This window comes from Thermacetogenium phaeum DSM 12270, from assembly GCF_000305935.1.
Classification (GTDB): domain Bacteria; phylum Bacillota; class DSM-12270; order Thermacetogeniales; family Thermacetogeniaceae; genus Thermacetogenium; species Thermacetogenium phaeum.
The window spans coordinates 2,105,056-2,130,353 of sequence record NC_018870.1; the positions used below are offsets into that span (position 1 = coordinate 2,105,056).

The window sequence follows — 25,298 nt, forward strand, 5'->3', positions numbered from 1 at the left end:
TCCCTCCTGTGATCTCTACAAAAGGAAAATGCCAATTCTAGCCCTTAACGACCTGCAATCAGTGCTCTCATCTTCCTTAACCGGAAAAGTACCAGGAGATGAGGGGTAATCCCAAGCACGACCAATCCCGCCAGAGGAGACTGAAACAGGCCGGTGAGCATGACAACAAACAGGCGGCCATCCCGGTTGCCCAGGAGCAGATTGACCAGGAGCCCTTCGCCTTCGGGCAAATAGGGCTTTCCAGTGGCAGTCCGAAACTTTTCCTTCATCAACATGGACATCGGAGCCCCAAGGAGAGCAAGGGCAACAAAAAGGAGAACCACAAGTCCACGCCCCTCTTCCCATGCCCCCAATGCCATGCCGATGAGGATCAACCCATCGCAGTAACGATCGAGTACAGAATCCAACAGTTCACCGAAGGAAGAAGCCAGGAACTTTACCCGGGCTAACTCTCCGTCAACTCCATCAATAATTGAAGCCAGCTGGGCCGTCAGACCTCCCCAGATAGGGTATCCCCAAGCAAACAATAGAGCGGCTGCCACACACAGAAGGCCACTTACAAGAGTGATATGGTTGGGCTGAAGGTGCGTGCTCGCAAGGAGGGCAGTCAATGGCACGGAAAATTTCCGGTTGATGTAGCGGGCAACCAGCCCATCCCTGCGTGAGGGCAAATGGGACAGCAAAAGCTTTCTGGCAACTTCCGCATCCCCCGGATGGTCAACATCAATCCACCAGGCCTCGCCAATATCGCACACCAGCGCACATCCCTGACTCGCCAAAACAGCAATCCCTTCGCTCAATGTATACTCCCCATGAGCCTGAGCTTCAGCAAGAGCCTCAAAAAGGGCAGGTGTAGCATGAAAGGCACCACAGTCAACTGCCTGGAACTCTTGAAGCTCCTTTCCAATGGCCTTGATCTTACCATCAGCAATGGCAATTTTGGTTGCCTCTTGGAGATCAAACACCCGGTCGAGTTTGAAATCGGCACCAACATATATTTTCCGGTCACGAGGCCGAACCGCCAGCAGGCTCTTAAACACATCTGGGGAAAAAATATGGTCAGCCATAGTCAGCAAAAAAGAGGATTCCCCCTCGAGAGCCTCCCGGGCAGCCAGCACTGAGGAGCCGTTTCCTAGTTCCCAGGACTCGTTGATCACATACTCAATTCTGATGCCTAGCTTTTCCCCGGACCCCAGGTAAGACTTGATCTCTTCGCCCCTGTAGCCGATCACCAGCACAATGTCCCGAATCCCGACGGCACGCAGGGTCAACAAAGTCCGCTCAAGCAAAGAAAGCCCTAAAAGAGGATAAAGGGGCTTAGGCCCCTTATATCCCCTTTCCCGAAACCTCCTACCCTCTCCGGCGGCAATAACCAGCGCCTTCATCAGACTTTCCCTCCGACAGGTTCAGCGACAGAAGGAGCACCAAACACCCTTTCCTCCTCTTCTCCAGCGATAAAGGCTTCGACCATCTTCCGGGCTTCGGAATCAGTATACTGAATGGGTGGCGACTTCATGGTGAAAGCAGAGATCGCGTAAAGCGGTCCACCACTACCCCGGTCGAGGGCAAGTTTCATGCAACGAATGGCATCAATGATAACCCCTCCGCTATTGGGAGAATCCTCAACAGAAAGCTTCACTTCCAGCTCAATAGGCACTTTGCCAAAGCCAAGACCTTCCATCCGGATGTGGCAAATCTTGTTGTCATTCAGCCAAGGAACGTAGTCGCTGGGACCAATGTGGATGTTCTGGTCGCTCAACGGCTCCTTCATCTCCGCTTGTACGGCCTGGGTCTTCGACTTCTTCTTAGACTTGAGGCGGCTCCTGTTGAGCATGTTCAAGAAGTCGGTATTACCACCGAAATTCAACTGGTAGGTTCTAAGAATTTTGACCCCGCGATCCTCAAAGAGCTTCGTCAGAACACGGTGAGTGATGGTTGCTCCTACCTGAGACTTTACATCATCACCGATTATCGGGATTCCCCTTTCCCGGAACCGCTCGGCCCAAGCAGGATCGGAAGCTATGAACACAGGCATCGCATTGATAAAACCAACCCCAGCATCCAAACAGGCTTGGGCGTAAAATCTTGTCGCCTGCTCAGAACCGACGGGCAAGTAGTTGATCAAGATCTCCGCACCCGACTCTTTCAGGACCTTCACTACATCGACAGGTTCTTCGTCGGCGAGAACTAAGGTCTGGTCTTCCGGATAGTTCCTCATGTGTTCGGAGAAGCCGTCGAGAACAGGTCCCATCTGCACAATTACCGGGTAGTCAGGGACATCGGAATAGAAGACCTTGGTGCAATTGGGCTTGGCAAAAATCGCTTCCCGAAGCGGCTTGCCAACTTTGCGGGCGTCAATATCGAAGGCCGCCACGACCTTGATGTCACCTGGCTTGTAGCCGCCAAGGTCGTAGTGCATCAACCCGATTGGCTCTTCCATCAACTCTTTGTCGCTGGCGTAGAGGGCAATCCCCTGGAGCAAAGCACAAGCACAGTTCCCCACACCGGCAATCGCAATCCTGATTTCCCGATCACCCATGTCTTTCATCAACCTCCTTGAAAGTTTTTATTGATGATTGATGAAAAACTGAATGATTGATCGCCTTCTCAGAAACCCTCTTCTGATGCCTCAGGGGTGAAACAACTTCTAGACCGACACGGCGCGCTAGGGTCACCCCTTCATGGAAGCTGTGAGCTAATTCCGAGGCATTGTGAGCATCAGATCCCAACACACAATAGCGCCCGCCAAGCTCCCGGTAACGGGAAAGAAGCACTTCCCCTGGGAAGGGTTCTCCTACACCCCTTCGTATACCAGATGTGTTAATTTCTAGCAATCCACCCCTAGCTACCAATACTTGCAATGCCTGATCTAAGCCGGCCTCAAGGAGAAGTTCCGGCTTGTAGGGAAAGTCTCGCCAGTACTGCCGCCAGCCCCTCTTAATCCAATCGAGATGGCCGAGTACAGCTAATCCCGGCAGCAGCACTGCCCTCTTCAAGGTATCCACATATTGCCGAATGCCGACCTCAGGATGACGGCTGAGATAAAACCTGGCATCTGTCAGCGAAAGCCGATCAACATAGTGGACAGAAACAATCACATAATCGAAGGGGTGATGGTGGAGAAACACACAAATTTCGTCCTCGTAGTGAGGATGATAGTCCACTTCGGCTCCGAGGAAAATCGTAAGAGAATCCTTAAACTGTTGTCGGCATTCGTCTACAGCTTCGAAATAAGCAGAATATAACCGGTTAAGGAAATTATAATTTGGGTCTTGCGGAAAAAGACTTAAATGATCGGTGAGCCCCACTTCACTCAGCCCGAGACGAACGGCTTGCAGGCAGATCTGGTGCAGGGCATCGTGAGCGTCTGAAGAAAATGAAGAATGAAGATGGTAATCACCAAAAAAAGCGGCACTACAGCCGCTTTTAGTGACAGCATAGGGAACAACCTTACGATTTTTCAACTGCTACCCCCTTTCCAACCTTAAAAGCGGCTGGATAAAGGAACATACCCTCAATTCGGTAGTGCCATCTTCCCTAACCTCAACATCGACCAACTACCGTTAAATATTCTAAAGGATAATTTTCACCAAAGTCAATAGAACCGCAATACATTTATCGAGCATTAACCCTTTTAGGCTTAGGTCTGTTGCTAAAGACCTGGGAACCCGTTGCAAACCCCTTACAACATCATGCCAAAGAAGCCAACAAAAACGCCCAGCCGCCTGGTTAAGAGTCAAGCTCCTTAAGCCCAACAAAGGGACGGGTTGATGATCTGGTTGACCCTTTGCCTGTGATAACCGCCGGCCAGAATCCGAGGGGCCTCCGGTCAGGTTGTCACCGCCCCGGATAGGCACCGGCCGGGCTACAAGCGCAGTAGTGAGTCAGGAGATCAACAGCTGAAGTTTAGCCTGAACCTCTGCCATCACCCCTGCCGGGACCTTGCAGGCAAATTGTGCATCCCGTGCCCGCCAGTCAAGACTTTTTACCTGGTCTGCCAGGATCACTCCTGTAATCTTTAAACCGGCAGGTATCTCTACTTCAAAAGGATAACCCTTCGCCCTTGTAGTAACAGGACAGAAAAGGGCCAGCCCCACCTTTCCGTTATAAAGCTGCGGGGAAATTACCAGCGCCGGCCGCCTTCCGGCCTGCTCATGTCCTGTCTGAGGATCAAACTGGAGCCAGACAAGATCGCCACGTTCAGGAATATAGGTTTTCACCTCGTTTACCATATTTCCCGCCCAACCAGAGTTCCTGTATCTACTTCGCCATGAAGATTATCAGGTGTAACCTGGGACAGCAATTGTTCCAGGCTATAACGTTTGCGGCGGATAATAATTGCGTCATCACTTGCCTCTAAATCAACCGGTGTGCCTTCTTTAAGGCCAATTTTTTGTGCCAGCGATAAAGGGATGCGAATCCCCAAACTATTGCCCCACTTTTGCACATGAGGTTGCATGACGATTTTCACTCCTTCTTTGTTTATACATAGTATAAACCTTCGATGTCATTAATACAATTGTATGAATACCCCGCGGATGGAGGATGCTGCAAGTTCTACACCGGTGCAGAGATAGGGGCGGGAATCTGTCACCGGCAAGCCTGTTTCGGGCAGAAAGGGTGTTGCTAATTCTACCTTTGCTTTTTACACCTCCATCCGTGAGCGGTTTACCAGCTAATGTTATTCAGTCAACCCCTTGTTTCGCTTCGGCTGCCGTTAACTGCTCCTTGTCAAGGGTGAGTAACAACCTCCGTCGGTCGCTGCGCCTGCAAGGATAAACCGTTTTCGTTTCTCTGTTGGTGCCGCCGGCGGCGTGGTGGTCTGCCGTATGTCTGCCGTATTATATAAAAAAACGGCTACAAAAACCTGACGGACGCCCTGGGGATCAGGTGCGCAGGATTGGCCTGTCCTGTTACGGCCATCTAATGGCAATCCGGGCAGGTGAACCGGCCATCCCGGTCGGGGATCAAGCAGCGTGCAGCTTGCCCGCAGATCGGGCAGGGAGGAGGATCAACCTCTTCGGTAACAGGATTATACACCAGTATCTGCTCCAAGATCTTTTTCTTATGCTGAATTTTGACCCTGGCAAAAACGCACGGCAGGTGGTATGCCACCAGGTGGTCCAGCCTCAAATCGATATCAACCTGATAACGCCCCCGCGTATCGTCGATACGGCGGCGCCGGTCTTCTATCGTCGCAGCCAGCTGCTTCTCCAGTCGCTCTTTTCTGACCGGGTCAGTTGTGGTCCTTAGTTTACGCCTGATTTCTGCTTCGGTACTCTCGTAGTAGCCGCACACCTTGGCAAGTTCCTTCTCTTGCAGTTTGGCAGCCTCTTTGCAAAGAGGTACAGCCTTTTCCAGGACCAGTTTTTTTACTTCCCGGCAGGCCACCTGATACAGGCAACTCAGGGGTGACAGCGGTGCTGAGGCAACCCGGTAATCAGGCTGCTCTTGAAAAAAGAGCGAATTGACCTGCTTTTCGAAACCCGGGGTGGCTATCGCCTGGTAACCATCCACAATAACAGGAAGTATTTCTTCTGTTTTTTCAAAGGAGCGGAAAATGCCTCTGAAATAAAAGCCATAAAAAATATTTTCTGCCACCCAGTGGGTGTCAAGCCGGGGAGGGCGACACTGCAGGTAATCGATCTGGTCGTGAATCTTCTGCTCCAGGGAGCGTGGCGCTGAAGGGAGTTCGCCGGACCAGTATAACACTGTTTGCTTGCCGTAATCTGCCGCTAAACGCACGATCGTATCGAGCAGGGAACTACCATGAGTAATAAAAATACTACCCGGCGTCTCCTGCGCCACTTCATAATCAAAGGCCAGGAGCATCTCCTCTCTCCCGAAAACAGGCACCAGAGACTCCGGCAGGAGAACCTCAGCCAGGGCATAACCCGGCTGTTCGACCACCGCTCCCACCCGCTCCAAATAAGCAACAACAAAATCGACCACTGAACTATCATTCATCCGGCAGCAACTCCCCCAGCAAGCGTTCATCCAGCTCTTTGACCGCCTGATAATGTTTTTTCGCCTCGATTAATTGCTCACCCAGGTGATCCAGGCGCTGGCGCAGATCTGTCTCATCTGTGGCCTGTGCCCAGATATCCATCACCAGCTCTTCAAAATCCTTCTTCTGATCCAGGTTGCCCAGGATCATGTCCAATTCTCCGACTACAAGCTGGAACATGTTGATTTTGGCGTCCAGCAATTCCAAAATATATGCCTCAACTGTGCCTGCCGCCGATAAATTATATATCCGGACATCACGTTCCTGCCCCAGCCTGTGAATCCTGCCGATCCGCTGTTCAATGCGCATGGGATTCCATGGCAAATCGTAGTTAACCAGATGCGAACAAAACTGGAGATTACGCCCCTCGCTGCCCGTCTCCGTCGAAACCAGGATCCGGGCATCACTCGCAAATAATCGCACCTGCTCCTCCTTTTCCTGGCGGCGCATTTTGCCGTGCAGCTCGGCGACGGAGAAACCGTTCTCTCGCAGCCACCTGGCGAGGAACGCCTGGGTTTCTAAATAGCAGGTAAAAATAATCACCTTTTCATCGAACTGTCGCAAGAGTTTGAGAAGGATCTCCGCTTTGGCCCTCCCTTTTACCTCCCGGGCCTGGGATGCCAGGGTAATCAGGACACGCCGCAATACCTCCGGGTAAACCTGATTTTCCGCCATTTTCTCCAGGGTAGGAATGACCGCCTCGATGCTGCTCCCGATCTCCCGCTGCAGGGTGCGCAAAATAAACTGGTTGACCCCATCTTTCATGCCTGTTAAACCAGGAGTATAATAGCCACGCACAAAGCTGCTTAAGCGGTTATAAAAAGCCATTTCGTCATCGCTCAAAGAGAGCTCGATGATGTCGGCCCTGCGGCGGCTGCGGATGGCGCTGGTTTCACTGCGTCGGTTACGCACCATGACCTCCCGCACCAAACGCTTCAAGTCATCAGTGTTTTTCGGTTTCAGCGGATCACCACGGGTAACATACTTCCTCTTAAATGAAGCGGCGGTTTCCAGCTGCCCCGGCTGGAGCAGGGTAATCAGGTTGAACAGCTCTTCCAGGTCATTTTCCACCGGGGTGGCAGTAAGCAGCAGGATATACTTTTTCTTTAACTGGCTGACGAGACGGTAGGCCTGAGTCCGCCGGTTTTTCAGGTGGTGGGCTTCATCGACGATCACCATGTCGAACTCGGCAGCCAGAACCTCATCCCGGTGTGTTTCCCGCTTCGCCGTATCCAACGAGGCAATAATGCGCGGAAACTCCGTCCAGGGATGGGGATGTGACTTGAACGCCTGATTATCATAACTGATGAAATCCAGGTTGAATTTCGTCTGCATCTCCTCTTGCCACTGCTCGACCAGAGATGGCGGGGTCAATACAAGGACACGGCGGACCAACCCGCGCATCAGGTATTCCATCAAGATCAGGCCGGCCTCTATGGTCTTGCCCATCCCTACCTCGTCACACAGGAGGGCACGTCCCCGCAAGTTTTTTAGAACATGGCGGACTGTAGCGAGCTGGTAGTCCAGGGGTTCGATGCCCCGGACCACTTTCAGGGACAACAGTGTATCGAACCCGGGGCTCAGGGAAACGGCCAGGGCCTGCCTGCGCAGGTACAAATCCGAAGCTCGGCCGTGCTTGCCTTGAGCCATTTGATCCAGGATCACCTGGTCTTCCGCCGGCGAAAAGTTTACCTGCACCACCACGCCAGGAACGATCTCCAGCCTGCTGTGCTCCGGAGTGGTGAGCACATTCCAGGAAGATTCCGTCGAATTTTCGGGCGACTCCACCCCTTGCCGGGCTCCAGGTATTTCCTCATGGATGGATAAATTCTTTTTACGACGCGGGCTCAACATCGATCACCACATTTTCTGCCTGAAGCTTTCGGTGTCGCTTCCTTACTAAAGGGTTTTCCAGGATGATAACAGGAATCATAACTGATAGTCGCAAACAGGGAGTTCATACCACCCCTTCTAACAGGATTATGTTCTCGCTCGCTTACCGATTTCCTCTTTATTCACTGTTGCCAAAAGAATAATAGAGAGCATGATTGAGTGTTTGGACAGAGAACCCCTCATGCCTTCACTCCGGTGCAGCTTCTCTCTGTACATTATTGTCCGCAGAGTACTGGAGATGGTTCTTGATCTCGCCTATTACTTCCTGCATTCGTTTCAATTGCTGCATGTCCCGAATGATTTCCTGCTTCTGCCTATAACGGTCTTCATCATAGCGTCCGAGTGATGAAATTATTTGTTGTCTGGGATACCCTCCGCTAACATACTAGTTGTGAGCTATCTGCATGTAACGGAGATCTCTGACTCTTACAATGCGTATGAACATGGATCTTTTCATCCATCATATCTCGGTTGAAGAAAAATAAAGTAATACATCGCGCCGAACCAACAATTACCATGACCGGGGCATTCGACCACTACCTCTCCGGCTTTAGCGAGTCTTTCCTTATCGTGCGGCCTTTCGCTAGACCAATTTAATCGGTCGCCTCTTTAGCTTCAGCACACCCTCTTATAGTGAGGATAACCTGCAAAAATACCTTCACGAGCTCCGGGTCAAATTGCGTGCCTGCACACCGGCGTATTTCTTCCAGGGCTTCTTCGACCGTTTTAGCCTTTCTATACGGCCTATCGGAGGTCATGGCGTCAAAGGCATCGGCAATGGCTAAAATACGGCACTCGATGGGTATCTCTTCCCCTTTGAGGCCCAACGGGTACCCAGTGCCGTCCCATTTCTCGTGGTGTTTTAAGATCAGGTCGGCAATCCCCGCTAAATCCGGTGAGGCCAGGGCGATCCGGTAGCCCTTTTCCGGATGCTGGCGCATAATCTCCCATTCTTCTTCAGTAAGGGGTCCTCTTTTGAAGAGTATTCTGTCGGGTATACCGACCTTACCTATGTCGTGAACCTGAGCCAGAAGAGCAAGGTTGGCCAGCTGTTGCCGCGAAAGCCCCATCTTTTCTCCCAGGGTCCGGCACAAGTGCTCCAGGTGTCTGCCGTGTCCTTCAGTCAAATGATCGCGCTCCGACAGTGCAGCAAGCAAGGCATTGACGATCTTGTTCCGAGCGCTGGTGCCGAGATATAGTTTTTCCCGGTACATAAGATCGTCTGCCCTTTTATAGGCTTGCTTTAAGAGCTCCTCCGAATTATACGCCGTAGCTATGCCGAAGGAGACGCTCAAAGGAAGTTGGGGATGTTTTCGATTGTATTGCTCAATGGATAAACGCAGCTGGTGCAGTATATTCGATCCTGTAGCCTCATCGGTGCGGGGCAGGAGGGCCACAAATTCATCTCCTCCCACCCGCGCCACAATATCCGAGGGGCGCAGGGCCTTCTTAAGGATCTGAGCGCAAGCAATCAAGAGCTTGTCGCCCTTCTGGTGGCCCATGGTATCGTTGACCAGCTTCAGGCCGTTCACATCGGCCACTATTATGCTGATGGGATATTTGTTGCTCCTACCTAGGCGTTTGAGCTGTTCTTCAAAATACGCACGGTTGTAAAGACCTGTCAGCTGGTCATGGAGGCTAACATATTCCAGCTTCTGGGCAAACCTCTTTTTCTCAGTGATATCCATTATGTTCCCCAGTGTCACCCTCTGGCCCTCGGGCTGCAGGGAAGCCACCGTCTCCTCGACCCACTTAATTTCACCATGTTTGGTAATAATCCTGAACTCGTAGGGCTGGGCCGCCATGCCTTTTAACATCCTAACGGCATTGCGCCGCACAGCTTCCCTGTCTTCCGGGTATACGAGGCTCAAGGCTTCCCTGCCGATCAGTTCTTCCTGAGAGTAACCCGAGAGCTTTTCAAACCGGGGATTTACCAGCCGAAATTTCCCTCTGCTGACTATGTACATCCCTATAGGCGAATGACCGAAAATACTTCTCAATAGCTCCTCTTCGCGTTTGCGAGCGGTGATGTCCCTCACGGTGGCCAGTATCGCATCTTTGCCCGCAAAAGTGATTTTCTTCAGGCACATCTCCGCATCAAAAACTGTGCCGTCCACCGGCCGCCTGGCCCTCCATTCAAACCGTGGACTTTCGCCTTCTACCGCCCTTTTCCACCACTCGCGGAGCTGTTTCAAGGGATTGTCCCGGTCAGAGTAATCCCGGGCGATGGACAGCTTTACGGCCTCTTCTTTAGAGGCTATACCGTACATGCGCAACATGGTTTCGTTAACATCCAGAATTTTCCCTTCCGGTTCATGTATGAAAATAGCATCGTGGACGCTGTTGAAAATTGTCCGAAACGCTTCCTCCGCCTGCATCCGTTCGGTGACCTCAAAACATACTTCTACTATACCTTCAATTATTCCCTTCTGACTTTTTACAGGGTAACCCCTTACAAAAAATTGCTTGCCCTCGTGGGGCGTCACTATACCCTCCTGGGGCACGCCGGTCTTAAGAGCGCTTGCCACCGGACATCCGGCGCACGGTTCCTTCCTGCGGTATAAGACTTCATAGCAAAGAGCGCCTGTCAGCTCCTCACCCCTTTTTCCCGCGTACTTCGCTGCTGAGGTGTTAGCCCACAAAATGCGGTGCTCAGCATCCTGGTAAATCAGCAGCTCCAGAATACTGTCCAAAATGGCCTTCTTTTCCCGCTCGGATTCTTTTATTTTGTTTTCCATTTGTTTGAACGCAACTATATCTTCGATGCGGCGGGCGAAAATGTTGAATAGCCTTTTCTCCCGGTCGGAGATCCGTGCTGAAGATTCCAAAAATATTAAGCCCCGCACTCCGTGGGACATCAAATAAACAAACCCGTTCTCCCTGGGGTTCTTGATTCTTTCGATTCTTTCGGTGAATTCCTCTCCTTTTCTAAAACCCCATTTCCCCAGGCATATAAGCCTGCCGCCTTCATCAAGCATTATGGCCAGCCGGCGTATCCCGAGAAGCCGGCTTCCTTTCTCCGCTATTTCTTGTATCAGATCTTCGTATCGCTCCGGGAAGGAAAAATTTACTATCTCGTATAAGGTCAAAAGCTCAGCAATATCAAAGGACACTATCTACCACCCCGCGGCCGCCACGATCGTCTTGTTATAAAACAGTGGGGTCCCTGAAACACTGCTTATTTCTCCGAAGGAAAGCATCCCTAAGACCGGAATTTCGGGTTTAAGACTTCCGGCTATTGCCTCCATTTCCCTGGGGAAATCTTTGCCCAGCAATAAATAGCGGGAGACACAATCAAACAAGATAAGAACCTTAGAAGTGGCCGGGGTATTTAAGGCACTTTCCGCTACCCTCCCGGCAGCAACAACGAGACTTTCGGCATCCCCTTCCATGATAGTAGCAATGGTGTTTTCCGGAATTTCTGCAACAAATAAGATGCTTCCGTCTTCCTCTGCTTTTAGCGGGTCCCGAATGATAAATTTCCCCCCAGCAGCGGGCAAGCCCAGAGGGTATTGCATTCCGTAGTAAGGAAATCCGTTTCGGGTACAGCTGCGGACCAGAGCCGTATACCTCTCAAAGGCTGGAATTCCGTCAATTTCATAAACTCGCCTGCCCTCCGCCCTGGTTATAGTAAAAGGCTCGCCCGCGGGGCTCCACCCGTGGTCCAGCTCCACTTTAAAGTTTATCCCCCTCAATACTGCCGCGGCCACAGCATCACTGCCTACCCCTTCTTCGGTAAATTGGTAAGTGCTGTTGAATCGCAAATTATCCCCGCTGCCTCCTCCTATATACTTAAAGTCCGGCCCCATGGCGTTATACAGTCCCCTCAATAGTTCAGAAATGTTGGCGCTAGATCCGTCCGGAAAAAGCAAAACAGTTCCGGGGCTGTCTCCGCCTTTTTCTATTAAAGCCTCGCCCGCTTTTTCACCTTTGGCAAAGGGGCACGCGGATATAGTCCTTTCCAGGTGGGTTACCGTCTCTATTCCTTCTCCGCCGATAGTGCAGACACCCACACCTCTGGCGTATACTTCAAAGCCAAAGATAATCCCCGGCACCCACGCGCCTACCAGCGGGGAATTACCTACCACCTTTACGGCGCCTGTAAGCACCTCTTCCGGATCGTAGCCCTCAGTAGCAAAAACCAGCGTCAGTGCGGGTCGTCCGGTACGGCTTAAAGCCTGCTCCAGAGCGCGCTGTACGGCGGCTCCGGCGTCGTATCCGTTGCTGAAGCCTACGCCCACGCGCAAATCAGGTATTCGGGTCACCAGCCAATACGCCCCTCCTGTCTTCTCACTTTAATTCGCGGATCCATTTCCGGGCGGCGTCAACTGTAAAGACTTTAACACCAAAGGATCCTTTCCGGGGAACGCGGGCCGGATATAACTACCATAAGAAGCCTTTCCCCGGAACGCCTTTAAGGTATAATAATCTTTCGGCACCATACCCGCAATTTCCTTGTCACATAATACAAGTTTCTTTCTATCGAAATATCGATAAACACAAAGACTAAAACCGGATTCCCCTGGCCCCGCAAAGGCCTGTTGCCTAAGGAGCCGTAATTGTAGCTAAAATTCATACCACGCACGGGAGCAGAAACGAGACATACCTAAATTTCAATGTATAGCATATCTCTTGCGCCGCGGACAGAAAAATGGTAACAAATCGGGGGACAGAGGCGATGGCCCAAAAGCGGGGAAAACGTGTGAGGAACTACGGGTACTTGTGATATAACAACAATAGAAAAGACAAAACATCGCTCTGAATACCTCGGTAGTGTCGAACTCCGGGCATCCAGGACTGCCTTTTGCAGTGATACCCACATGGGGTATCACTGTCGCAATTAGTATAAGACATATAGTTAAGTTTGTCTATTAAAATTATAAGGTTATATTCCAGATTTATCGCCTGTGGATTCTTGCCCTTAAAAAACATGCCGCCTGCGGCTACAATGTCCCGTAACGGCTTGATAAACATAGATGGGAAATGCTATCTATTCCTCTTCCCGGAAGAGTTCGGTGCTCAAATAGCGCTCGCCCGTATCCGGCAGGATCACGACGATCACTTTCCCGCGGTTCTCCGGCCGCTTCGCCACCTGCTGGGCAGCATAGGCCGCCGCTCCCGCCGAGATGCCGACCAGCAGCCCCAATCCCCGTGCCAGAAGCCGGCTGGTCCTGAAAGCATCCTCGGCCGTAACCGGAATGATCTCATCAACAAGTGACAGGTTGAGAACCTCGGGAACAAAACCGGCACCGATTCCTTGAATCTTGTGGGGGCCTGGCCTGCCTCCCGACAACACAGGGGAGTCGGAGGGTTCCACGGCAATAATCTTCAAGGTATCCTTGCGCGGCTTGAGTTCCTCGGCGATACCGATAATGGTCCCGCCGGTGCCGACACCGCCAACGACGATATCCACCTTACCTTCCGTGTCGTCCCAGATTTCCCGCGCTGTGGTTGCCCGGTGAACGGCAGGATTGGCCGGGTTCTTGAACTGCTGGGGAATAAACGAATTGGGAATCTCCGCAGCCAGTTCCTCCGCCTTGCTGACAGCACCCCTCATCCCTTCGGAGCCGGGTGTCAATACCAGTTCGGCGCCGTAGGCCTTGAGGAGGTTGCGGCGCTCGATGCTCATGGTCTCCGGCATGGTCAGGATCAGGCGGTACCCCCTGGCAGCGCAGACAAAGGCCAGGGCGATCCCCGTGTTGCCGCTGGTGGGTTCGATGATGACGGTATCCTTATTGATAAGTCCCTTATCCTCGGCATCCTTGATCATAGCGAAGCCGATCCTGTCTTTCACGCTGCCGGCAGGGTTGAAATACTCAAGCTTCCCCAGGATCTCGGCGCCGGTCCCTTTGGCCAGCGGCTTCAAACGCAGCAGGGGAGTTCCCCCGATCAACTCCGTGAGGTTATCATACACACGCATCCACTATCCCTCCCGTTATTAATGAAAATCTTAGTACACCACTAGGTTTTCTAGTGTTTTGTTTATTATACTTTCTCCGAATCGGGGTGTCAACAGTTGGCTGTAACCATTAATTTTCACCTGGTAATGGTAGTCCCGTTAGTGACGCCACCTAGGGTGAAAACGGGAGACAGCAACCCCTGCCCCCCCGTGTTGCTATATCTCCCCAAGAGAGGTCTGATTTATCCAGAAGGGATTTTATTTCCCCCCGGGAGAGCAACTTTATCCCTCGGGCAGCCGCCAGATCCCGGGCAGCAGCAGTAAAAGCGTTGGCATTGGTGGCAATAGTTTAAGAATTCGAATCCAGTTATGATTTTCCTGCTATTTCCGCTATATTTTGATAGTAAAGGTAGGTATTATCAAATAGGCAGGAGGCTATAGATACTGTCGTCGAGCAAGAAAGCAGAAGGACCGGTTGGTTAATTGTTCCTTGTCCCCGTTGAAGACCCGGAAAATTGAGTTAAAAAAATAAAGGCGGCCTCCGGACTGACGAGCCGCCCTTTTTTATCGGCCGCTTCCTAATAATATTTCTTCCCGTTCATGTACCCCTGCAGGTGATCCAGGGTCTCCCCGAAGCGCTGGAAATGAACGACCTCTCGCTCCCGGAGGAACCTCAAAACGTCTATCACATCAGGGTCATCGGTGAGGTTAATCAGGTTCTCATAGGTTGCCCTGGCCTTCTGTTCCGCCGCCATGTCTTCGTGGAGGTCGGCTATGGGGTCACCCATAGTGTTAATGTAGGCAGCAGTCCAGGGTACCCCATTGGAGTCGCTGGGGTGAATTCCCTTGTCCCAAATGGCATAATAGCCGCCGAGGTCCGCCCGCCGGATCTCCTCCGGAGTGGCCTCCTTCGTCAGCTTGTAGACCATGGTGGCGATGATCTCCCAGTGGGCCAGCTCCTCGGTGCCGATGTCGGTGAGCACGCCCTTGGCCCTGCCGGTAGGCATGGTGTAGCGCTGGGAAAGGTAGCGGACGGCGGCGGAGAGTTCCCCGTTCGGCCCGCCGAATTGCGTCAGCAAATATCTTGCCATCTTTAAATCCTTCTTCCCAACCCGGACGGGATACTCTAGTTTCTTTTCATAAAGCCACATGGATGATCCCCCCTAATACTCAATTTCCCATGGCCAGGGTTCTTCCATCCATTTCCAGGCCATATGAGGGGGATGGTCGGAGAAGCCGAAGTTGACCAGCGGCCCGTAGCGGGCTTCATAAGCCTTTCTTGCTGCAGCAAGTCGTTCTGCCAGGTTGTTGAAGGTCATCAAAGCCTTATTATCGGCGGGGTGGGTGTCCAGGTAGAGGTTTAATTCTACCAGGGCAAATTCCAGTTCCTGGATTTCCCGCAGTATTTTTGCGCGATGGTAATCCATTATGAACACCTCTCATTCTACATAATCGTAGTGATGAGGATAGGGACGGTAGAGTTCGGGGAACAGTGTTCCCTTGCGCAGGGCCTCCGGAAGGGTAAACATCTCCCGGAGCACCTGCGGCGGTACGTAGGCTGTCGCCAGCTGCAGGCGCTGATCGCCCGGATAGTAACCGAGGGCTTCGGCGCTTTCGTTGGCGCCTTTAATGTCGTCGGTCATCGGTCGCATACCCCCTTTGTATTAACCAATTAACCAGTTTAGCCCAGACTTACCATATAATATGTCGATTGGAGCGAGACTGTTCTCACTACAGAAACGGCGGCACCGCCAGAAGAGAGGGCCCCTGGTTTCGCCAGCTGGCGAAACCAGGGGCCCTTTTTCACGAACCTACCCTACCCTGAAAATATGTGTTCATCCTTACGCTTGCTCCCGGACTCCGGTTTAACTCGCCCTAAGACTCGTCGATAGATAAGCAGCCGACCGGCTCCTATGCGCCTTCCCTGGCGCAGAGTCGCCTATCTCGACATCCTGTCTCGATTCGGCTGCCGTTTGCTGCTCCTTCGTCAAGGGCGAGTATCAACCTCCGTCAGGTCGCTGCGCCGTCAAGGATAAACCCTTTTTTCGTTCCTCTGTTGGTGCCGCCGCTGGCGGCATGGTGGTCTGTCATGAAAATAGATCGCATACCCTGCCGGTCTACCGCTCGACTCCCGATTCCAGGCCGGACAGGACGACGGCTCGCTTCGGGACAGCTCTGGGATGCTGCGTAACAAGTTGCAAACTGCTTCTGCCAATCGCAGCGTTTGGCCTGTTACTGAATGCGGAAAACCACCTTGACGCTGGCGTTGATCTGGAGTTCTCCCGGCTGAACGGGAGTTGGGACGGCCCCCGAAGCCAGTCCCTCCGCCATTGAACGGTAAACCGGCGGATAGCTGATGGTGCTGTCCTCCTGCACCGAAGCTATCCCGGTGATCTCCACTCCCAGGGCTGTGGCAATGGCTTCGGCTTTCAGGCGCGCCTCCTCGCAGGCCTTCTGCAGCGCTTCCCGCTGTGTGGGGCCGGTATCTTTCCTCAGGAATTGGATGCTCTGAACTTGATTGGCGCCGGCCGTAACGGCGGCATCGATGATACTTCCGATCTTGGCGAGATCGTCAACGGTAACCAGAATGGTGTTGCTGACACGATAAGCGCTGATTACCGGCGGTTTGCTTTCTTCCGGTTTGGGATAGCTGTATTCCGGCCAGATGGAGTAGTCCAGGGTTTCGATCTTGTCTCTAGGGACACCGGCTTTGATGAGCGCGTTGATTACGTTGTTGGCAATCCTGGCGTTATCCTGCTGCGCTTTTTTTGCGTTGGGGGCTATTGTCAGGACTCCGAGGCTCAGTTTTGCCTGGTCCGGTGCAACGCTGATGACCCCGCTTCCGCTGACCGTGATCTGCGCCTGCTGCACCTCCGCTTCCGCCTTGCCGATAGGCTCCCCTATCAGCGCAGATCCCAGGAAGCTCCCCACCACCAGCAGGCAGGCCAACACTATGACGAGCCCGAACTTATAGAATTTCATACCATTCACTCCTTCGGAAAATTTTTAATTTATGCTGCATTACTGCAGCGAGTCGGCAACCTTTTTCAGCTCTTCCGGGGGTACATCCCCGCTGATTCTCAATGTATAATGACGCCCTTCTTTCTCGGCATACCGCGTAATCGTCAGGGCAAATTTTCTCTTGTCCGTTATTTGACCCCCATCTGCCCCATCCCTGCCTTCGACATCCTCCCAGGCAGAAGAAGACAGGCCTTCCGTTCCTGCGAAGGGACTCCCCGGAGCGATCTCCAGACAGATCCTTTCCCCTGTCTGCGGGTTGGAGAAGATGACGAGGACGGGTTCCCGAACGCTGCCCTCTTGCTCTTCGGCATCTGCCGGGGGTGAATTCCGCGAAGCGATACTTTCCAGGAGGAAACCGGCGGGGAGGTAAACAGGCATAAAGGCCGGTGTTGTGCCTTGAATTTCGGTGAACCTCTCTCTCTGGACAGCCTCCAGCAACCTGTGAGCGTGGGAGTTCCCATGGTCCTCGGCGGCGGCTAGCAGCCTTTCAGGCCGGGGAAGAGGGGATCTTTCGACCATTTTCGTTGCAGCCGGTTCTTCTTCATCCTCAAGGGAGGATAAGGGGAAGGTGGACACGTCATCGACGTCTTCAGTAGAGGATGGCCCGGCCGGAGTTCCGGCATCCGCTTTGTCATACAGGCGTGGCTTGCCAGAGTTCGTGATTCCTCCCGTCTCCCTGTCGCCTGCCGTCTTCTCTTTACCGGAGAGGCTCCCGTAATCAGGTGTCAAGAAACCGGAGAGGGAGGACCCGCAAGCGATGACCAAGAGGATCAAGCAGGCCAGCGCCGGGGCGAGCCAGGGTCTCCGCAAAAAATTCAGGAGAGGCGAAAAAAAGCTTCTCTGCTCTCCACCGGCAGAAAGGCCGGCCATCACCCGCTTGCAGAAATCCGGGCTCATCTCCGGCACCGGAAAACCCGAACGGATCATCTCCACCTCTCTTCTTTTTAGCTCCAGCAGCCTGCTGCATTGGGGGCACCGGCGCAGGTGCTCTCGACAGCTGTTCCATCTCAGCGCATCCAGCTCTCCGTCGAGGTAGAGATCGAGGAGTTTTTCTGTTTCTTTGCAGGTGAGCATTGCTTCACCTCCCCCTGGCTTTCTGCGATTAACCGGCGCAGCTTCCGCCGGGCGCGGCTGAGGCGCACCTCAACGTTGTTGCGCGTTGTATTCAAGATATAGGCTATCTCCTCATAGTCCAGGTCTTCATAATAGCGCAGGATGACTACCAGCTGGTCGAGCGGTTTTAGCTTTTTGAGGTAACCGGCCATCTCCTGTCGATCATCCGCGTTTTCCAGGGCTCTTTCCGGATCCGAGTAACAACCCTGGTGACGAGAGAGAGTTCGAGAAACGTAATCCCACGGCAGCAGCTGCCGCAGGCGCTGCTGGCGGAGCCTGCTTACGGCCAGATTGCTGGCTATTCTGCGGATCCAGGGCGCGAACGGCCTCCCCTGGTCATATTTATCCAGGTTTTGGTAGCAACGGAGAAAGGTTTCCTGAGTTATGTCCTCGGCCTCCTCCTTATTTTTCAGCAACCGGAAGGCGATCCCGAAAACCGTGTACTGGTAGCGCTTCACGATCTTTTCAAAGGACCGCACATCGCCGGACAGCGTCTGCCGAACCAGGTCCTGGTCGGTAGGGTTCTCCATCAACTGTTTCGCCTCTTTTAGAAAGTGGCTCTATATTAGATACTCACTCCCCCAGAAAAACTTACAAACCTTCTCCACGAAAAGAACTCAACTTCTCAGTTCCGCATTGAGCTTAAGTCGGAGGAATATCCATGCCGGCTGAAGATGCAATCGGTTTGCTGCTCAAGCGCCTGCGACAGGTGAGGTTGGAAAGCGGTATCCAGGCCACTGATAAAGGAATTCTCTGCCTGGGAATGGAAATCCTTCCTGAGAGGTAAAATGCCGGTGAGAATAAAAAAAGCGGGGTTCCCCCCGCCGAACAGCCGCTAACAATCAGTCGGTCTCGATTTCCAGAATGCGTCCTTTAGGAACTTCTACTTTGGGAAGTATAATCTCCAGCACCCCGTTCTTAAAAGTCGCCCGTGCCTCTTCCGGCTTGATCTGGGTGGGGAGTGGGATGGTGCGGGAAAAGGAACCGAAGCTGCGCTCTTTCACCTGAAACTCGCCGTCTTTCAAATCCTTCTCCTCCTGAACTTCTCCTCCGATGATGACGCTGTTTTCCTGCACCTGGATCCTCATATTCTCAGGAGAATAACCGGGGAGATCGGCTCTGATTACGTATTGCACCCCTTTGTCGATGAGGTCGATGGACGGTTTCCATTCCCCCCATCCCTGAAAGATGGGAAGGCGCCTGCTCACAAGTTCGTCAAAAATGTTGTTGATGGTCTCACGCAAGGGATTCAGCTCTCGCCAGTAGTCGCGCCGCATCAAAACCATGTGATCATCTCCTTTGCCTTTAAATAATGTTCTCATTTCCAATTCTGTCCCCTTCGGAGGGATTTCATCAGTTAAGGCCGGTGGTATTTTCTGAGATCCGTGCCAGCTGTTTTAATATTCCCCTGCCGCTCACGGCCCCATCGGCGGGGTCAGGGTGATAATCCTCTCCGCCGGACCGCCTCCCCCAACCTGCCGCAGCTTTTTAGATCAACACTGAAAGCACAATTCCCGGACACCGCCGGGGAATCTTGCCCGACCTTCATTGACCGCGCCCCGTTGAAAAAGCCCTTTAGAAGAAGTTATAAAACACCGCCATGGCCACAATTCCCACCATCAATGTGTAAAAGAGGCTTTTCGTCTTCACGGCCACTGCCAGAGTCGGTACGAACGCCCAGATATAGATGTTCTGAGCGCTGACATCAATCTCCCCTTGAGGTGCGAGGACGCTCACTGCCGTCAGGGCGCCCAATACTGCCGGAGCCACAAAGGAGAGCCACTCCTTAACGAGAGCGGGAAACTCAAAGCGGGAAAAGAGAGCTACCGGCAGGATCCGGGGTGAGAGGCTGACAATAGATACCCCGATAATCATCATCCAGATGCTAGCATCGCCCATTAATGATCACCCCCAGGGTTGCCCCGGCGATGGTGGCCAAGATCAGGTTGGAAAGATTGGTCATCATGGCGGGTACCAGCTGACCGGCGGCAAGACAAACGGCGGCAGCCGCCGCCGCCACGATCAGATCGGACTTGCGCCTCACCATCAAGACGAGCAAACAGGTATACATGGCGGGCAGGGCAAACCCCACCCCCAGCCGCTCGGTGTTGTCGATCAAGCCACCCAGCAGGGCGCCTAAAAGGGTGCTCACTATCCATCCCAGGTGGGCGGTCAGGTTCAGCCCCGCCATATACGAGGAAGTAGCCGCCTGCTTCCGGTAGCGGCTCATCCCCACCGCATAGGTTTCATCGGTCAGGCCGTAGGAGAGCAGGCTGGCAATGAACGGCGGCACCCTGTCCTTCAGGTACGGAACCATGGAGGCAGAAAAGAGCAGGTACCTTAAATTCACCAGGATATTCGCCAGGATAATGGTGATAACAGCTCCCCCGGCCTTCATGATCCCTATGGCGATGTACTGCCCGGCCCCGGTGAAACAGAGGACCGACATCATGGTGGCCTGGGCCACAGTCATCCCCACATCCTTGGCCAGCACTCCAAAGGCAAACCCCAGCGGCAGGTAGCCCAGCACAATGGGAATTGCATCTCTAATACCTTGCTTGAGCTCCAGTTTGTCCATAATCCTCTCCTCAAAACTGCAAGGCCGCCTTGGCATCAAGGCGAACCCCGATTAAAGATTTCCTTGCAAAAGGGCATTTCTTTCCATCTTCAGCGGCCGGCACCCTGTTCCCTCTTGGCAACACCGCCTGCCAGGCACCTGTTAAAAAGCCCTTCCTACCTGTTGATGAAAACAACGCCGGCGATGATGAGAAGAACGCCGATAAACTTCCCGGCAGTGATCGGCTCTTTTAGAAGAAAATGGGAGTACAGCAGCATAAATACATAACTCAAGCTGGCCATCGGATAGACATAACTTAAGTCTTCCTTCGTCAAGGCTTTCACCCAGGTGAAGAACCCCGCCGCGTAAAAAAGAAAGCTTAAGAGAATCTGAGGTGTCGTTACGACCCTTATTATATCATGGAAAATCTCCTGCCGGGAAAGAAAGAGGGAACCCAGCCTGCTTGCACCGAGCTTCAGAACCACCTGACCGGTAGCAGCCATAAAAACCGAAAAAAGAACCAGCAAAAAACTGCTCACCTTATTTCCCCTCCATAAGTAATCACGGATAATCACGGATATGTTCTCAACAAGTGCCTTCCAACGAAGCGTCAGCAGCTGCCTTCCCCAAGATGCCTAAAACCGCAATCTCATAATAGTTTCCCCTGTTTCCAGCAAAATCCTCCTTTCCGAAGAAAAAGAGAAGAGCGTTTTTTGTCGGGGGAACACAGCAGCAAAAGAAGGGCACCCCGGCCACCAGAGCTCCACTAACAAGACCGGTTAACCTGGAAGCAACCAATTGAGCGTGTTTAGGCGAAGGAATGCATTCTCTATTGTTAACTTTTATTTATTTTATATGTTGACAATTAGGGCAAAGCTGCCTAAAATAAAACCGGTTCGAGAAATTGCCTCAACCGGATTTCAAAAACAGCAGCCGGCGCCGCCACCGGCCGCAGAACCTTGAGAGGAGAGAAGCCCCATGAGAAGAAAGAAACCACAAGTGAACCGGGATCATCAGCCAGTGAGCCTCCGGATGACGGTATTGGCGTCCCTGTTTACCGCCCTGGTTATCGTCGGAGGATATCTCAGCTTTCCCCTTCCCTTCAGCCCCGTGCCCATAGTGTTATCGGACTTCTTCGTGATGCTGGCCGGCCTTCTTTTAGGGCCCTCCTGGGGGCTCGCCAGCATCGCCCTGTTTATCTTTCTGGGAGCACTGGGGCTCCCCGTATTTGCCGGCGGCCAGGCGGGACTGGCCGTACTGTTCGGGCCAACAGGGGGATTCCTGTTCGGCTTTCCGGTTTGTGCCGCCATTATCGGGTGGATATCCGGGAAAGGCAAAAGCTCACCGGGCAAAGATCTGGCGGCATTACTTGCCGGCAATCTCGTACTCTATCTCTTTGGGGTGCCCTGGCTGAAAGCGGTTCTCAACCTGACGTGGAAAACGGCCTTGACGGCAGGGTTGCTCCCTTTCCTGCCCGGCGCCGCCATCAAAATAACGGCGGCAGTGGTTATCACCCGGGTTCTCCGCCCCTGGTTCAGGCAGTCCGACTTTACCTTTAGGCAGCCGGAAGTGGGAGGAGAGAAATGATCATTCTGGAAGCGCGGAATTTAACGCACGTCTTTCCCGACGGCACCGTCGCCATTAAGGATGTCAACCTGGCAGTGAGGAAGGGAGAGTTCGTCGTCATCGCTGGCGCCAACGGTTCTGGGAAAACCGTCCTCGTCCGGCACTTCAACGGGCTCCTTCTGCCCAGCAGGGGAGAAGTGCTCCTGGAAGGGAAACCGATCACCAAAGACTTAACCCGGGCAAGAAAACTGATCGGGTTGATCTTTCAGGATGCCGATAGCCAGATAGTCGGACAGACCGTTGCCGGGGATGTGGCCTTCGGCCCTGAAAACCTGAGGCTGGCACCGGAGGAGGTCAAAAAGCGGGTAAAGGAATCTCTGGAAGCTGTCGGGTTAAGCCATCTCGCCGAGCAAAGGCCGCACTTGCTGTCGGGAGGGCAGAAGAGGAGGCTCACCATAGCCGGGGTGCTGGCCATGAAGCCCAGGATCATCGTTTTTGACGAACCGTTCGCAGGGCTGGACTATCCGGGAGTCGTTCAGGTGCTCAACCAGATCCTCAAACTCCATCGGGAGGGCCACACAATGATAGTGGTAACCCACGACCTGGAAAAGGTTCTGGCGCACGCAGACAGGCTGATCATCTTGGAGAAGGGCCAAATCGTCCAGGACGGCAGGCCCTGTGAAATAATCAGCCAAGTGGAACGATACGGGATCAAAAGGCCCTACGGCAAAAACAGAGGGGTTGAATCGATGACGTGGCTGAGTTAACAGTCTTTCATTACCTGCATAAAAACACTCCGCTGCACCGCATGGACGGGCGGATTAAGCTTCTCTGCCTGATCCTGTTGAGCCTGGCGACCGGCTTTGCCTCTACCTGGCGTGATTATACCCTTTTAACGGCAACACTGCTGAGCGCCCTTCTGGTGGCGCAATTACCCCTTGCAGCCATCTTCAAGGAGTTGAAATACTTTTCCTTCCTGATCGCCCTTGTCGTGGTGGTTCACTCCTTCAGCATCCCGGGCACCCCTCTTCCCCGCTGCCCGGTGCCCGGAGCGACTGTAGAGGGGCTGACCTCGGGGCTGCTGTTTTCCTGGAGGCTCGTCTTGTTCGTCACCCTCTGCGTCCTCCTCACCGGAACCACGCCCATCTCCTCACTGACAAACGCCGTCGAATGGTTCCTCCGTCCCATCCCCTTCATCCCCGCATCCAGGGTGGCGACGATGATCAACCTCACTTTTCTCCTCATCCCGCTCCTTTTCGACGCGGCCGCCGAGATCGCAGCAGCCCAGCAGGCCCGCTGCATTGCCAGAAACAAAAGTCCCCTCCGGCGGATCCTGTTCACCGCTTATCCGCTCTTAGTTCAAACCATCAGGCGCGCCGAAGAACTGGCGCTGGCCATGGAAGCCCGCTGCTACTCGGAAGAGCGCACCCGAGCCGTCTTCGCAGCAGCTCCCGGCGACCGGCTGCTGCTGGCCGCTACCCTGCTGGTCTTCTCCCTGGTGTTCTTTATCCGCTGATGGAGGAATCATCCCGTTCGGGAGAAAACAACCGGGTGCTCACATTCATGCTAACCGCTTTCATTATGTCAACCGCAAGGAACGGCCGGGTTTAATAGCTGATACCCGGGGGAACCACAAAAGGCCGCAGGCCGGTGACAAGGCACGGCGGTCACAATAAAAAGGCGGGCCTCAAGTGAGCCCGCTCACAATCGGGATGATGCGCCCGGGAAGCAGCCCCGGCTCATATCCTCTCTACTCCGCGGGCCTGCCCCCCGTTCCCCAGTTCTCCCGGGGGATTTCGTACAATGCGATGACGAGATCCCTTGCGGCAATCCCCGGGCTTTGCGCCAGGTTGCGGGCAATAGTCCGGTAGAGCTCACTCTTGATCTCCCGACTCCTTCCTTCAAAGAGGGTGATCTCGATGACAACACCGCTCTCCGGTTCCCTGGAGGAGAAATCCCCCTCCACCTCGTAGAGCACCTGCTCGATGGCTCCGTCCGGGACGCCCACGGCCTCCTTGAGAGCCTCACGGATCCCTTGCAGAACGGCTTTCCTGTACTCCTGTGTTTTTCCCGAAACCACTCCTACCTTTACCAGCGGCATTTCTCTCCCTCTCTTCAATTTGTTTTCGTTCCAATACCTGCTTTGCCTGACAAGCTTTGCAGCGGTATTCCAGGGGGCACTCCCCACAGCGGGGCTGGCTCTTGCAACAGGTATAGTGGCCTAAGGCATCGATCAGAGCGTGGTATTCATTATAAAGGCGCACATCGGGCGGCAGGTGGGTCATAAAGAAGCGCTGCATTTCCTCGTAACCGGCCTTCTCCGAAAAAAACCCCAGCCTCGAAAAAATCCGCCCCGTATAGGCATCGATCACGAAGATCGGCTTTTCGGCTGCATAAAGGATGATGGCATCCGCTGTCTCGGGGCCGATCCCGTAGACGGCGAGGAGCCTTTTGCGCAGCTCCTTCATCTCCAGAGCCAGGAAATCTTCCAGTTCACCCCCGAACTCCTCTACCACAACCCGGCAAAAAGACTGCAGCTTCTTGGCCTTCTGGTTGTGATAGCGGGCCGGACGCACCAGAGCGGCCAGTTCTTCCTGAGAGCAGGAAAGCAATCCCTCCGGAGAGAGAAGCCCTGCCTCTTTGATATTAGCAATGGCCGCTGCGGCGCTCCGCCAGGAGACGTTTTGGGTGAGAATTGCGCCCACGATGACCTCAAAAGGGGTGTCGGCAGGCCACCAGTGCCGTGGCCCGAAGTGATCGTAAAGCCTTTCGTAGATCTCCATCAGCTGTACGCGCACATCACCATCCATGACCGGCAGCACCGTCCAGGGCAGAGTCCGGCATGACCTCTGGTTTTATGTTAACTTCGATCAACCGGGCGGCCATAGCATATCCCGTCCGCCCAGGATGTGGAAGTGCAGGTGGCCGACAGTCTGCCCGCCTTCCTTCCCGGTGTTGACAACCAACCGGAAGCCTTTTTCCGCCAGTCCCAGCTGTCGGGCGATGCGGGGCACCAAGGCCAGGGCGCGCCCGAGCATCCCTTCTTCGGCTCCCTCATCGAGCAGGGAACTGACATGCTTTTTCGGAATCAACAGCACATGCACCGGCGCCACCGGGTTGATATCCTTAAAGGCCACCAATTCCCCGTCTTCGTAGACGATGTCGGAAGCAAGCTCATGCCTCCCGATCTTGCAAAAGATGCAGTCGGACATTCATCCCGCCTCCCTTCCAAGGTTAATTTT

The 25,298-nt window shown here is 53.5% G+C and carries 27 protein-coding genes; 4 read left to right on the plus strand and 23 right to left on the minus strand.

The window, feature by feature from the left end:
* Positions 1-44: 44 nt before the first annotated feature.
* The 16 genes from TPH_RS10310 to TPH_RS10390 form a co-directional block, all read right to left on the minus strand.
* Positions 45-1,385: an NTP transferase domain-containing protein gene (locus tag TPH_RS10310; RefSeq protein ID WP_015051148.1), complete on the minus strand. Its 1,341-nt coding sequence runs from the start codon at positions 1,383-1,385 to the stop codon at positions 45-47.
* Entirely contained in the window at positions 1,385-2,548 is a 1,164-nt protein-coding gene (locus TPH_RS10315; protein WP_236608786.1) for an inositol-3-phosphate synthase, read from the minus strand. The genes TPH_RS10310 and TPH_RS10315 overlap by 1 nt, the downstream gene beginning before the upstream one ends.
* On the minus strand, positions 2,532-3,464 hold the full coding sequence (locus tag TPH_RS10320) for a histidinol-phosphatase HisJ family protein (protein WP_015051150.1): 933 nt from the start codon (positions 3,462-3,464) through the stop codon (positions 2,532-2,534). The genes TPH_RS10315 and TPH_RS10320 overlap by 17 nt, the downstream gene beginning before the upstream one ends.
* Positions 3,465-3,884: 420 nt before the next feature.
* Complete coding sequence (gene mazF, locus TPH_RS10325) at positions 3,885-4,232, minus strand: endoribonuclease MazF (protein WP_015051151.1); 348 nt, start codon at positions 4,230-4,232, stop codon at positions 3,885-3,887.
* Positions 4,226-4,471, minus strand: a complete 246-nt coding sequence (locus TPH_RS10330) for an AbrB/MazE/SpoVT family DNA-binding domain-containing protein (RefSeq protein WP_148275902.1) — start codon at positions 4,469-4,471, stop codon at positions 4,226-4,228. Before TPH_RS10330 ends, mazF begins: the two co-directional genes overlap by 7 nt.
* A 452-nt stretch (positions 4,472-4,923) precedes the next feature.
* A complete protein-coding gene (locus TPH_RS10335) occupies positions 4,924-5,967 on the minus strand; it encodes a hypothetical protein (RefSeq protein ID WP_015051153.1) in 1,044 nt (347 codons plus the stop codon).
* Complete coding sequence (locus tag TPH_RS10340) at positions 5,960-7,795, minus strand: DEAD/DEAH box helicase (RefSeq protein WP_015051154.1); 1,836 nt, start codon at positions 7,793-7,795, stop codon at positions 5,960-5,962. The genes TPH_RS10335 and TPH_RS10340 overlap by 8 nt, the downstream gene beginning before the upstream one ends.
* 698 nt (positions 7,796-8,493) lie before the next feature.
* Positions 8,494-11,013, minus strand: coding sequence for a PAS domain S-box protein (locus TPH_RS10345; RefSeq protein WP_015051156.1), 2,520 nt, complete (start codon positions 11,011-11,013; stop codon positions 8,494-8,496).
* 3 nt (positions 11,014-11,016) lie between these two features.
* Entirely contained in the window at positions 11,017-12,165 is a 1,149-nt protein-coding gene (locus TPH_RS10350; RefSeq protein WP_015051157.1) for an FIST signal transduction protein, read from the minus strand.
* A 725-nt stretch (positions 12,166-12,890) separates the two neighbouring features.
* Positions 12,891-13,820, minus strand: coding sequence for a cysteine synthase A (cysK, locus tag TPH_RS10360; RefSeq protein ID WP_015051158.1), 930 nt, complete (start codon positions 13,818-13,820; stop codon positions 12,891-12,893).
* 557 nt (positions 13,821-14,377) lie between these two features.
* Positions 14,378-14,950: a manganese catalase family protein gene (locus tag TPH_RS10365; RefSeq protein ID WP_015051159.1), complete on the minus strand. Its 573-nt coding sequence runs from the start codon at positions 14,948-14,950 to the stop codon at positions 14,378-14,380.
* 12 nt (positions 14,951-14,962) lie between these two features.
* Positions 14,963-15,226: a spore coat protein CotJB gene (locus tag TPH_RS10370; protein WP_015051160.1), complete on the minus strand. Its 264-nt coding sequence runs from the start codon at positions 15,224-15,226 to the stop codon at positions 14,963-14,965.
* A 12-nt stretch (positions 15,227-15,238) separates the two neighbouring features.
* Entirely contained in the window at positions 15,239-15,442 is a 204-nt protein-coding gene (locus TPH_RS10375) for a spore coat associated protein CotJA (RefSeq protein WP_015051161.1), read from the minus strand.
* A 589-nt stretch (positions 15,443-16,031) separates the two neighbouring features.
* Positions 16,032-16,781: an SIMPL domain-containing protein gene (locus TPH_RS10380; protein ID WP_015051162.1), complete on the minus strand. Its 750-nt coding sequence runs from the start codon at positions 16,779-16,781 to the stop codon at positions 16,032-16,034.
* Positions 16,782-16,820: 39 nt separating this feature from the next.
* Positions 16,821-17,894, minus strand: a complete 1,074-nt coding sequence (locus TPH_RS10385) for an anti-sigma factor family protein (RefSeq protein ID WP_028990871.1) — start codon at positions 17,892-17,894, stop codon at positions 16,821-16,823.
* Complete coding sequence (locus TPH_RS10390) at positions 17,828-18,463, minus strand: RNA polymerase sigma factor (protein ID WP_015051164.1); 636 nt, start codon at positions 18,461-18,463, stop codon at positions 17,828-17,830. Before TPH_RS10390 ends, TPH_RS10385 begins: the two co-directional genes overlap by 67 nt.
* A 131-nt stretch (positions 18,464-18,594) precedes the next feature.
* On the opposite strand from TPH_RS10390, the gene TPH_RS16225 reads away from it, so the two are divergent.
* Positions 18,595-18,720 (plus strand): hypothetical protein, encoded by a 126-nt coding sequence (locus TPH_RS16225; protein WP_015051165.1) that lies wholly within the window; start codon positions 18,595-18,597, stop codon positions 18,718-18,720.
* A gap of 55 nt (positions 18,721-18,775) precedes the next feature.
* Here the strand turns inward: TPH_RS16225 and TPH_RS10395 are convergent, their stop codons facing one another.
* The 4 genes from TPH_RS10395 to TPH_RS10410 all read right to left on the minus strand — a co-directional run bounded on the left by TPH_RS10395 (position 18,776) and on the right by TPH_RS10410 (position 21,029).
* Entirely contained in the window at positions 18,776-19,219 is a 444-nt protein-coding gene (locus TPH_RS10395) for an Hsp20/alpha crystallin family protein (protein ID WP_015051166.1), read from the minus strand.
* A 289-nt stretch (positions 19,220-19,508) separates the two neighbouring features.
* Positions 19,509-19,832 (minus strand): AzlD domain-containing protein, encoded by a 324-nt coding sequence (locus TPH_RS10400; RefSeq protein WP_015051167.1) that lies wholly within the window; start codon positions 19,830-19,832, stop codon positions 19,509-19,511.
* Positions 19,819-20,547, minus strand: coding sequence for an AzlC family ABC transporter permease (locus TPH_RS10405; protein WP_201764447.1), 729 nt, complete (start codon positions 20,545-20,547; stop codon positions 19,819-19,821). Before TPH_RS10405 ends, TPH_RS10400 begins: the two co-directional genes overlap by 14 nt.
* A gap of 119 nt (positions 20,548-20,666) precedes the next feature.
* Positions 20,667-21,029 (minus strand): EamA family transporter, encoded by a 363-nt coding sequence (locus TPH_RS10410; protein WP_015051169.1) that lies wholly within the window; start codon positions 21,027-21,029, stop codon positions 20,667-20,669.
* 439 nt (positions 21,030-21,468) lie between these two features.
* Between TPH_RS10410 and TPH_RS10415 the strand changes: the two genes are divergently transcribed.
* From TPH_RS10415 to TPH_RS10425, 3 genes are read left to right on the plus strand one after another with little or no spacing between them, the layout of a single operon-like run.
* Positions 21,469-22,077: a biotin transporter BioY gene (locus TPH_RS10415; RefSeq protein ID WP_015051170.1), complete on the plus strand. Its 609-nt coding sequence runs from the start codon at positions 21,469-21,471 to the stop codon at positions 22,075-22,077.
* Positions 22,074-22,823 carry an energy-coupling factor ABC transporter ATP-binding protein gene (locus TPH_RS10420; protein ID WP_015051171.1) on the plus strand — a complete coding sequence of 250 codons (750 nt, stop codon included), beginning with the start codon at positions 22,074-22,076 and terminating at the stop codon, positions 22,821-22,823. The genes TPH_RS10415 and TPH_RS10420 overlap by 4 nt, the downstream gene beginning before the upstream one ends.
* Positions 22,811-23,572: an energy-coupling factor transporter transmembrane component T family protein gene (locus TPH_RS10425; protein WP_015051172.1), complete on the plus strand. Its 762-nt coding sequence runs from the start codon at positions 22,811-22,813 to the stop codon at positions 23,570-23,572. Before TPH_RS10420 ends, TPH_RS10425 begins: the two co-directional genes overlap by 13 nt.
* A 234-nt stretch (positions 23,573-23,806) precedes the next feature.
* Here TPH_RS10425 and TPH_RS10430 read toward each other — a convergent pair whose 3' ends face one another.
* The 3 genes from TPH_RS10430 to TPH_RS10440 are packed head-to-tail and all read right to left on the minus strand — an operon-like array spanning position 23,807 to position 25,268.
* The gene (locus TPH_RS10430) at positions 23,807-24,157 is read right to left on the minus strand and encodes a tautomerase family protein (RefSeq protein ID WP_028990869.1); all 351 of its coding nucleotides are present in this window, start codon (positions 24,155-24,157) and stop codon (positions 23,807-23,809) included.
* The gene (locus TPH_RS10435) at positions 24,081-24,866 is read right to left on the minus strand and encodes an endonuclease III domain-containing protein (RefSeq protein WP_015051174.1); all 786 of its coding nucleotides are present in this window, start codon (positions 24,864-24,866) and stop codon (positions 24,081-24,083) included. The genes TPH_RS10430 and TPH_RS10435 overlap by 77 nt, the downstream gene beginning before the upstream one ends.
* A 60-nt stretch (positions 24,867-24,926) precedes the next feature.
* Positions 24,927-25,268 carry a histidine triad nucleotide-binding protein gene (locus tag TPH_RS10440; protein ID WP_015051175.1) on the minus strand — a complete coding sequence of 114 codons (342 nt, stop codon included), beginning with the start codon at positions 25,266-25,268 and terminating at the stop codon, positions 24,927-24,929.
* Between the last annotated feature and the right edge of the window lie 30 nt (positions 25,269-25,298).

Bases quoted from the DNA above. Each gene is read 5' to 3' on its own strand.
- TPH_RS10310 (WP_015051148.1), bottom strand. From the start codon at position 1,385: ATGAAGGCGCTGGTTATTGCCGCCGGAGAGGGTAGGAGGTTTCGGGAA.
- mazF (WP_015051151.1), bottom strand. From the start codon at position 4,232: ATGGTAAACGAGGTGAAAACCTATATTCCTGAACGTGGCGATCTTGTC.
- TPH_RS10430 (WP_028990869.1), bottom strand. From the start codon at position 24,157: ATGCCGCTGGTAAAGGTAGGAGTGGTTTCGGGAAAAACACAGGAGTAC.
- TPH_RS10440 (WP_015051175.1), bottom strand. From the start codon at position 25,268: ATGTCCGACTGCATCTTTTGCAAGATCGGGAGGCATGAGCTTGCTTCC.
- TPH_RS10420 (WP_015051171.1), top strand. From the start codon at position 22,074: ATGATCATTCTGGAAGCGCGGAATTTAACGCACGTCTTTCCCGACGGC.
- TPH_RS10405 (WP_201764447.1), bottom strand. From the start codon at position 20,547: ATGCCAAGGCGGCCTTGCAGTTTTGAGGAGAGGATTATGGACAAACTG.
- TPH_RS10335 (WP_015051153.1), bottom strand. From the start codon at position 5,967: ATGAATGATAGTTCAGTGGTCGATTTTGTTGTTGCTTATTTGGAGCGG.
- TPH_RS10315 (WP_236608786.1), bottom strand. From the start codon at position 2,548: ATGAAAGACATGGGTGATCGGGAAATCAGGATTGCGATTGCCGGTGTG.
- TPH_RS10365 (WP_015051159.1), bottom strand. From the start codon at position 14,950: ATGTGGCTTTATGAAAAGAAACTAGAGTATCCCGTCCGGGTTGGGAAG.
- TPH_RS10400 (WP_015051167.1), bottom strand. From the start codon at position 19,832: ATGGGCGATGCTAGCATCTGGATGATGATTATCGGGGTATCTATTGTC.
- TPH_RS10395 (WP_015051166.1), bottom strand. From the start codon at position 19,219: ATGGTTTTGATGCGGCGCGACTACTGGCGAGAGCTGAATCCCTTGCGT.
- TPH_RS10370 (WP_015051160.1), bottom strand. From the start codon at position 15,226: ATGGATTACCATCGCGCAAAAATACTGCGGGAAATCCAGGAACTGGAA.
- cysK (WP_015051158.1), bottom strand. From the start codon at position 13,820: ATGCGTGTGTATGATAACCTCACGGAGTTGATCGGGGGAACTCCCCTG.
- TPH_RS10390 (WP_015051164.1), bottom strand. From the start codon at position 18,463: ATGGAGAACCCTACCGACCAGGACCTGGTTCGGCAGACGCTGTCCGGC.
- TPH_RS10435 (WP_015051174.1), bottom strand. From the start codon at position 24,866: ATGGATGGTGATGTGCGCGTACAGCTGATGGAGATCTACGAAAGGCTT.
- TPH_RS10375 (WP_015051161.1), bottom strand. From the start codon at position 15,442: ATGACCGACGACATTAAAGGCGCCAACGAAAGCGCCGAAGCCCTCGGT.
- TPH_RS10415 (WP_015051170.1), top strand. From the start codon at position 21,469: ATGAGAAGAAAGAAACCACAAGTGAACCGGGATCATCAGCCAGTGAGC.
- TPH_RS10380 (WP_015051162.1), bottom strand. From the start codon at position 16,781: ATGAAATTCTATAAGTTCGGGCTCGTCATAGTGTTGGCCTGCCTGCTG.
- TPH_RS16225 (WP_015051165.1), top strand. From the start codon at position 18,595: ATGCCGGCTGAAGATGCAATCGGTTTGCTGCTCAAGCGCCTGCGACAG.
- TPH_RS10385 (WP_028990871.1), bottom strand. From the start codon at position 17,894: ATGCTCACCTGCAAAGAAACAGAAAAACTCCTCGATCTCTACCTCGAC.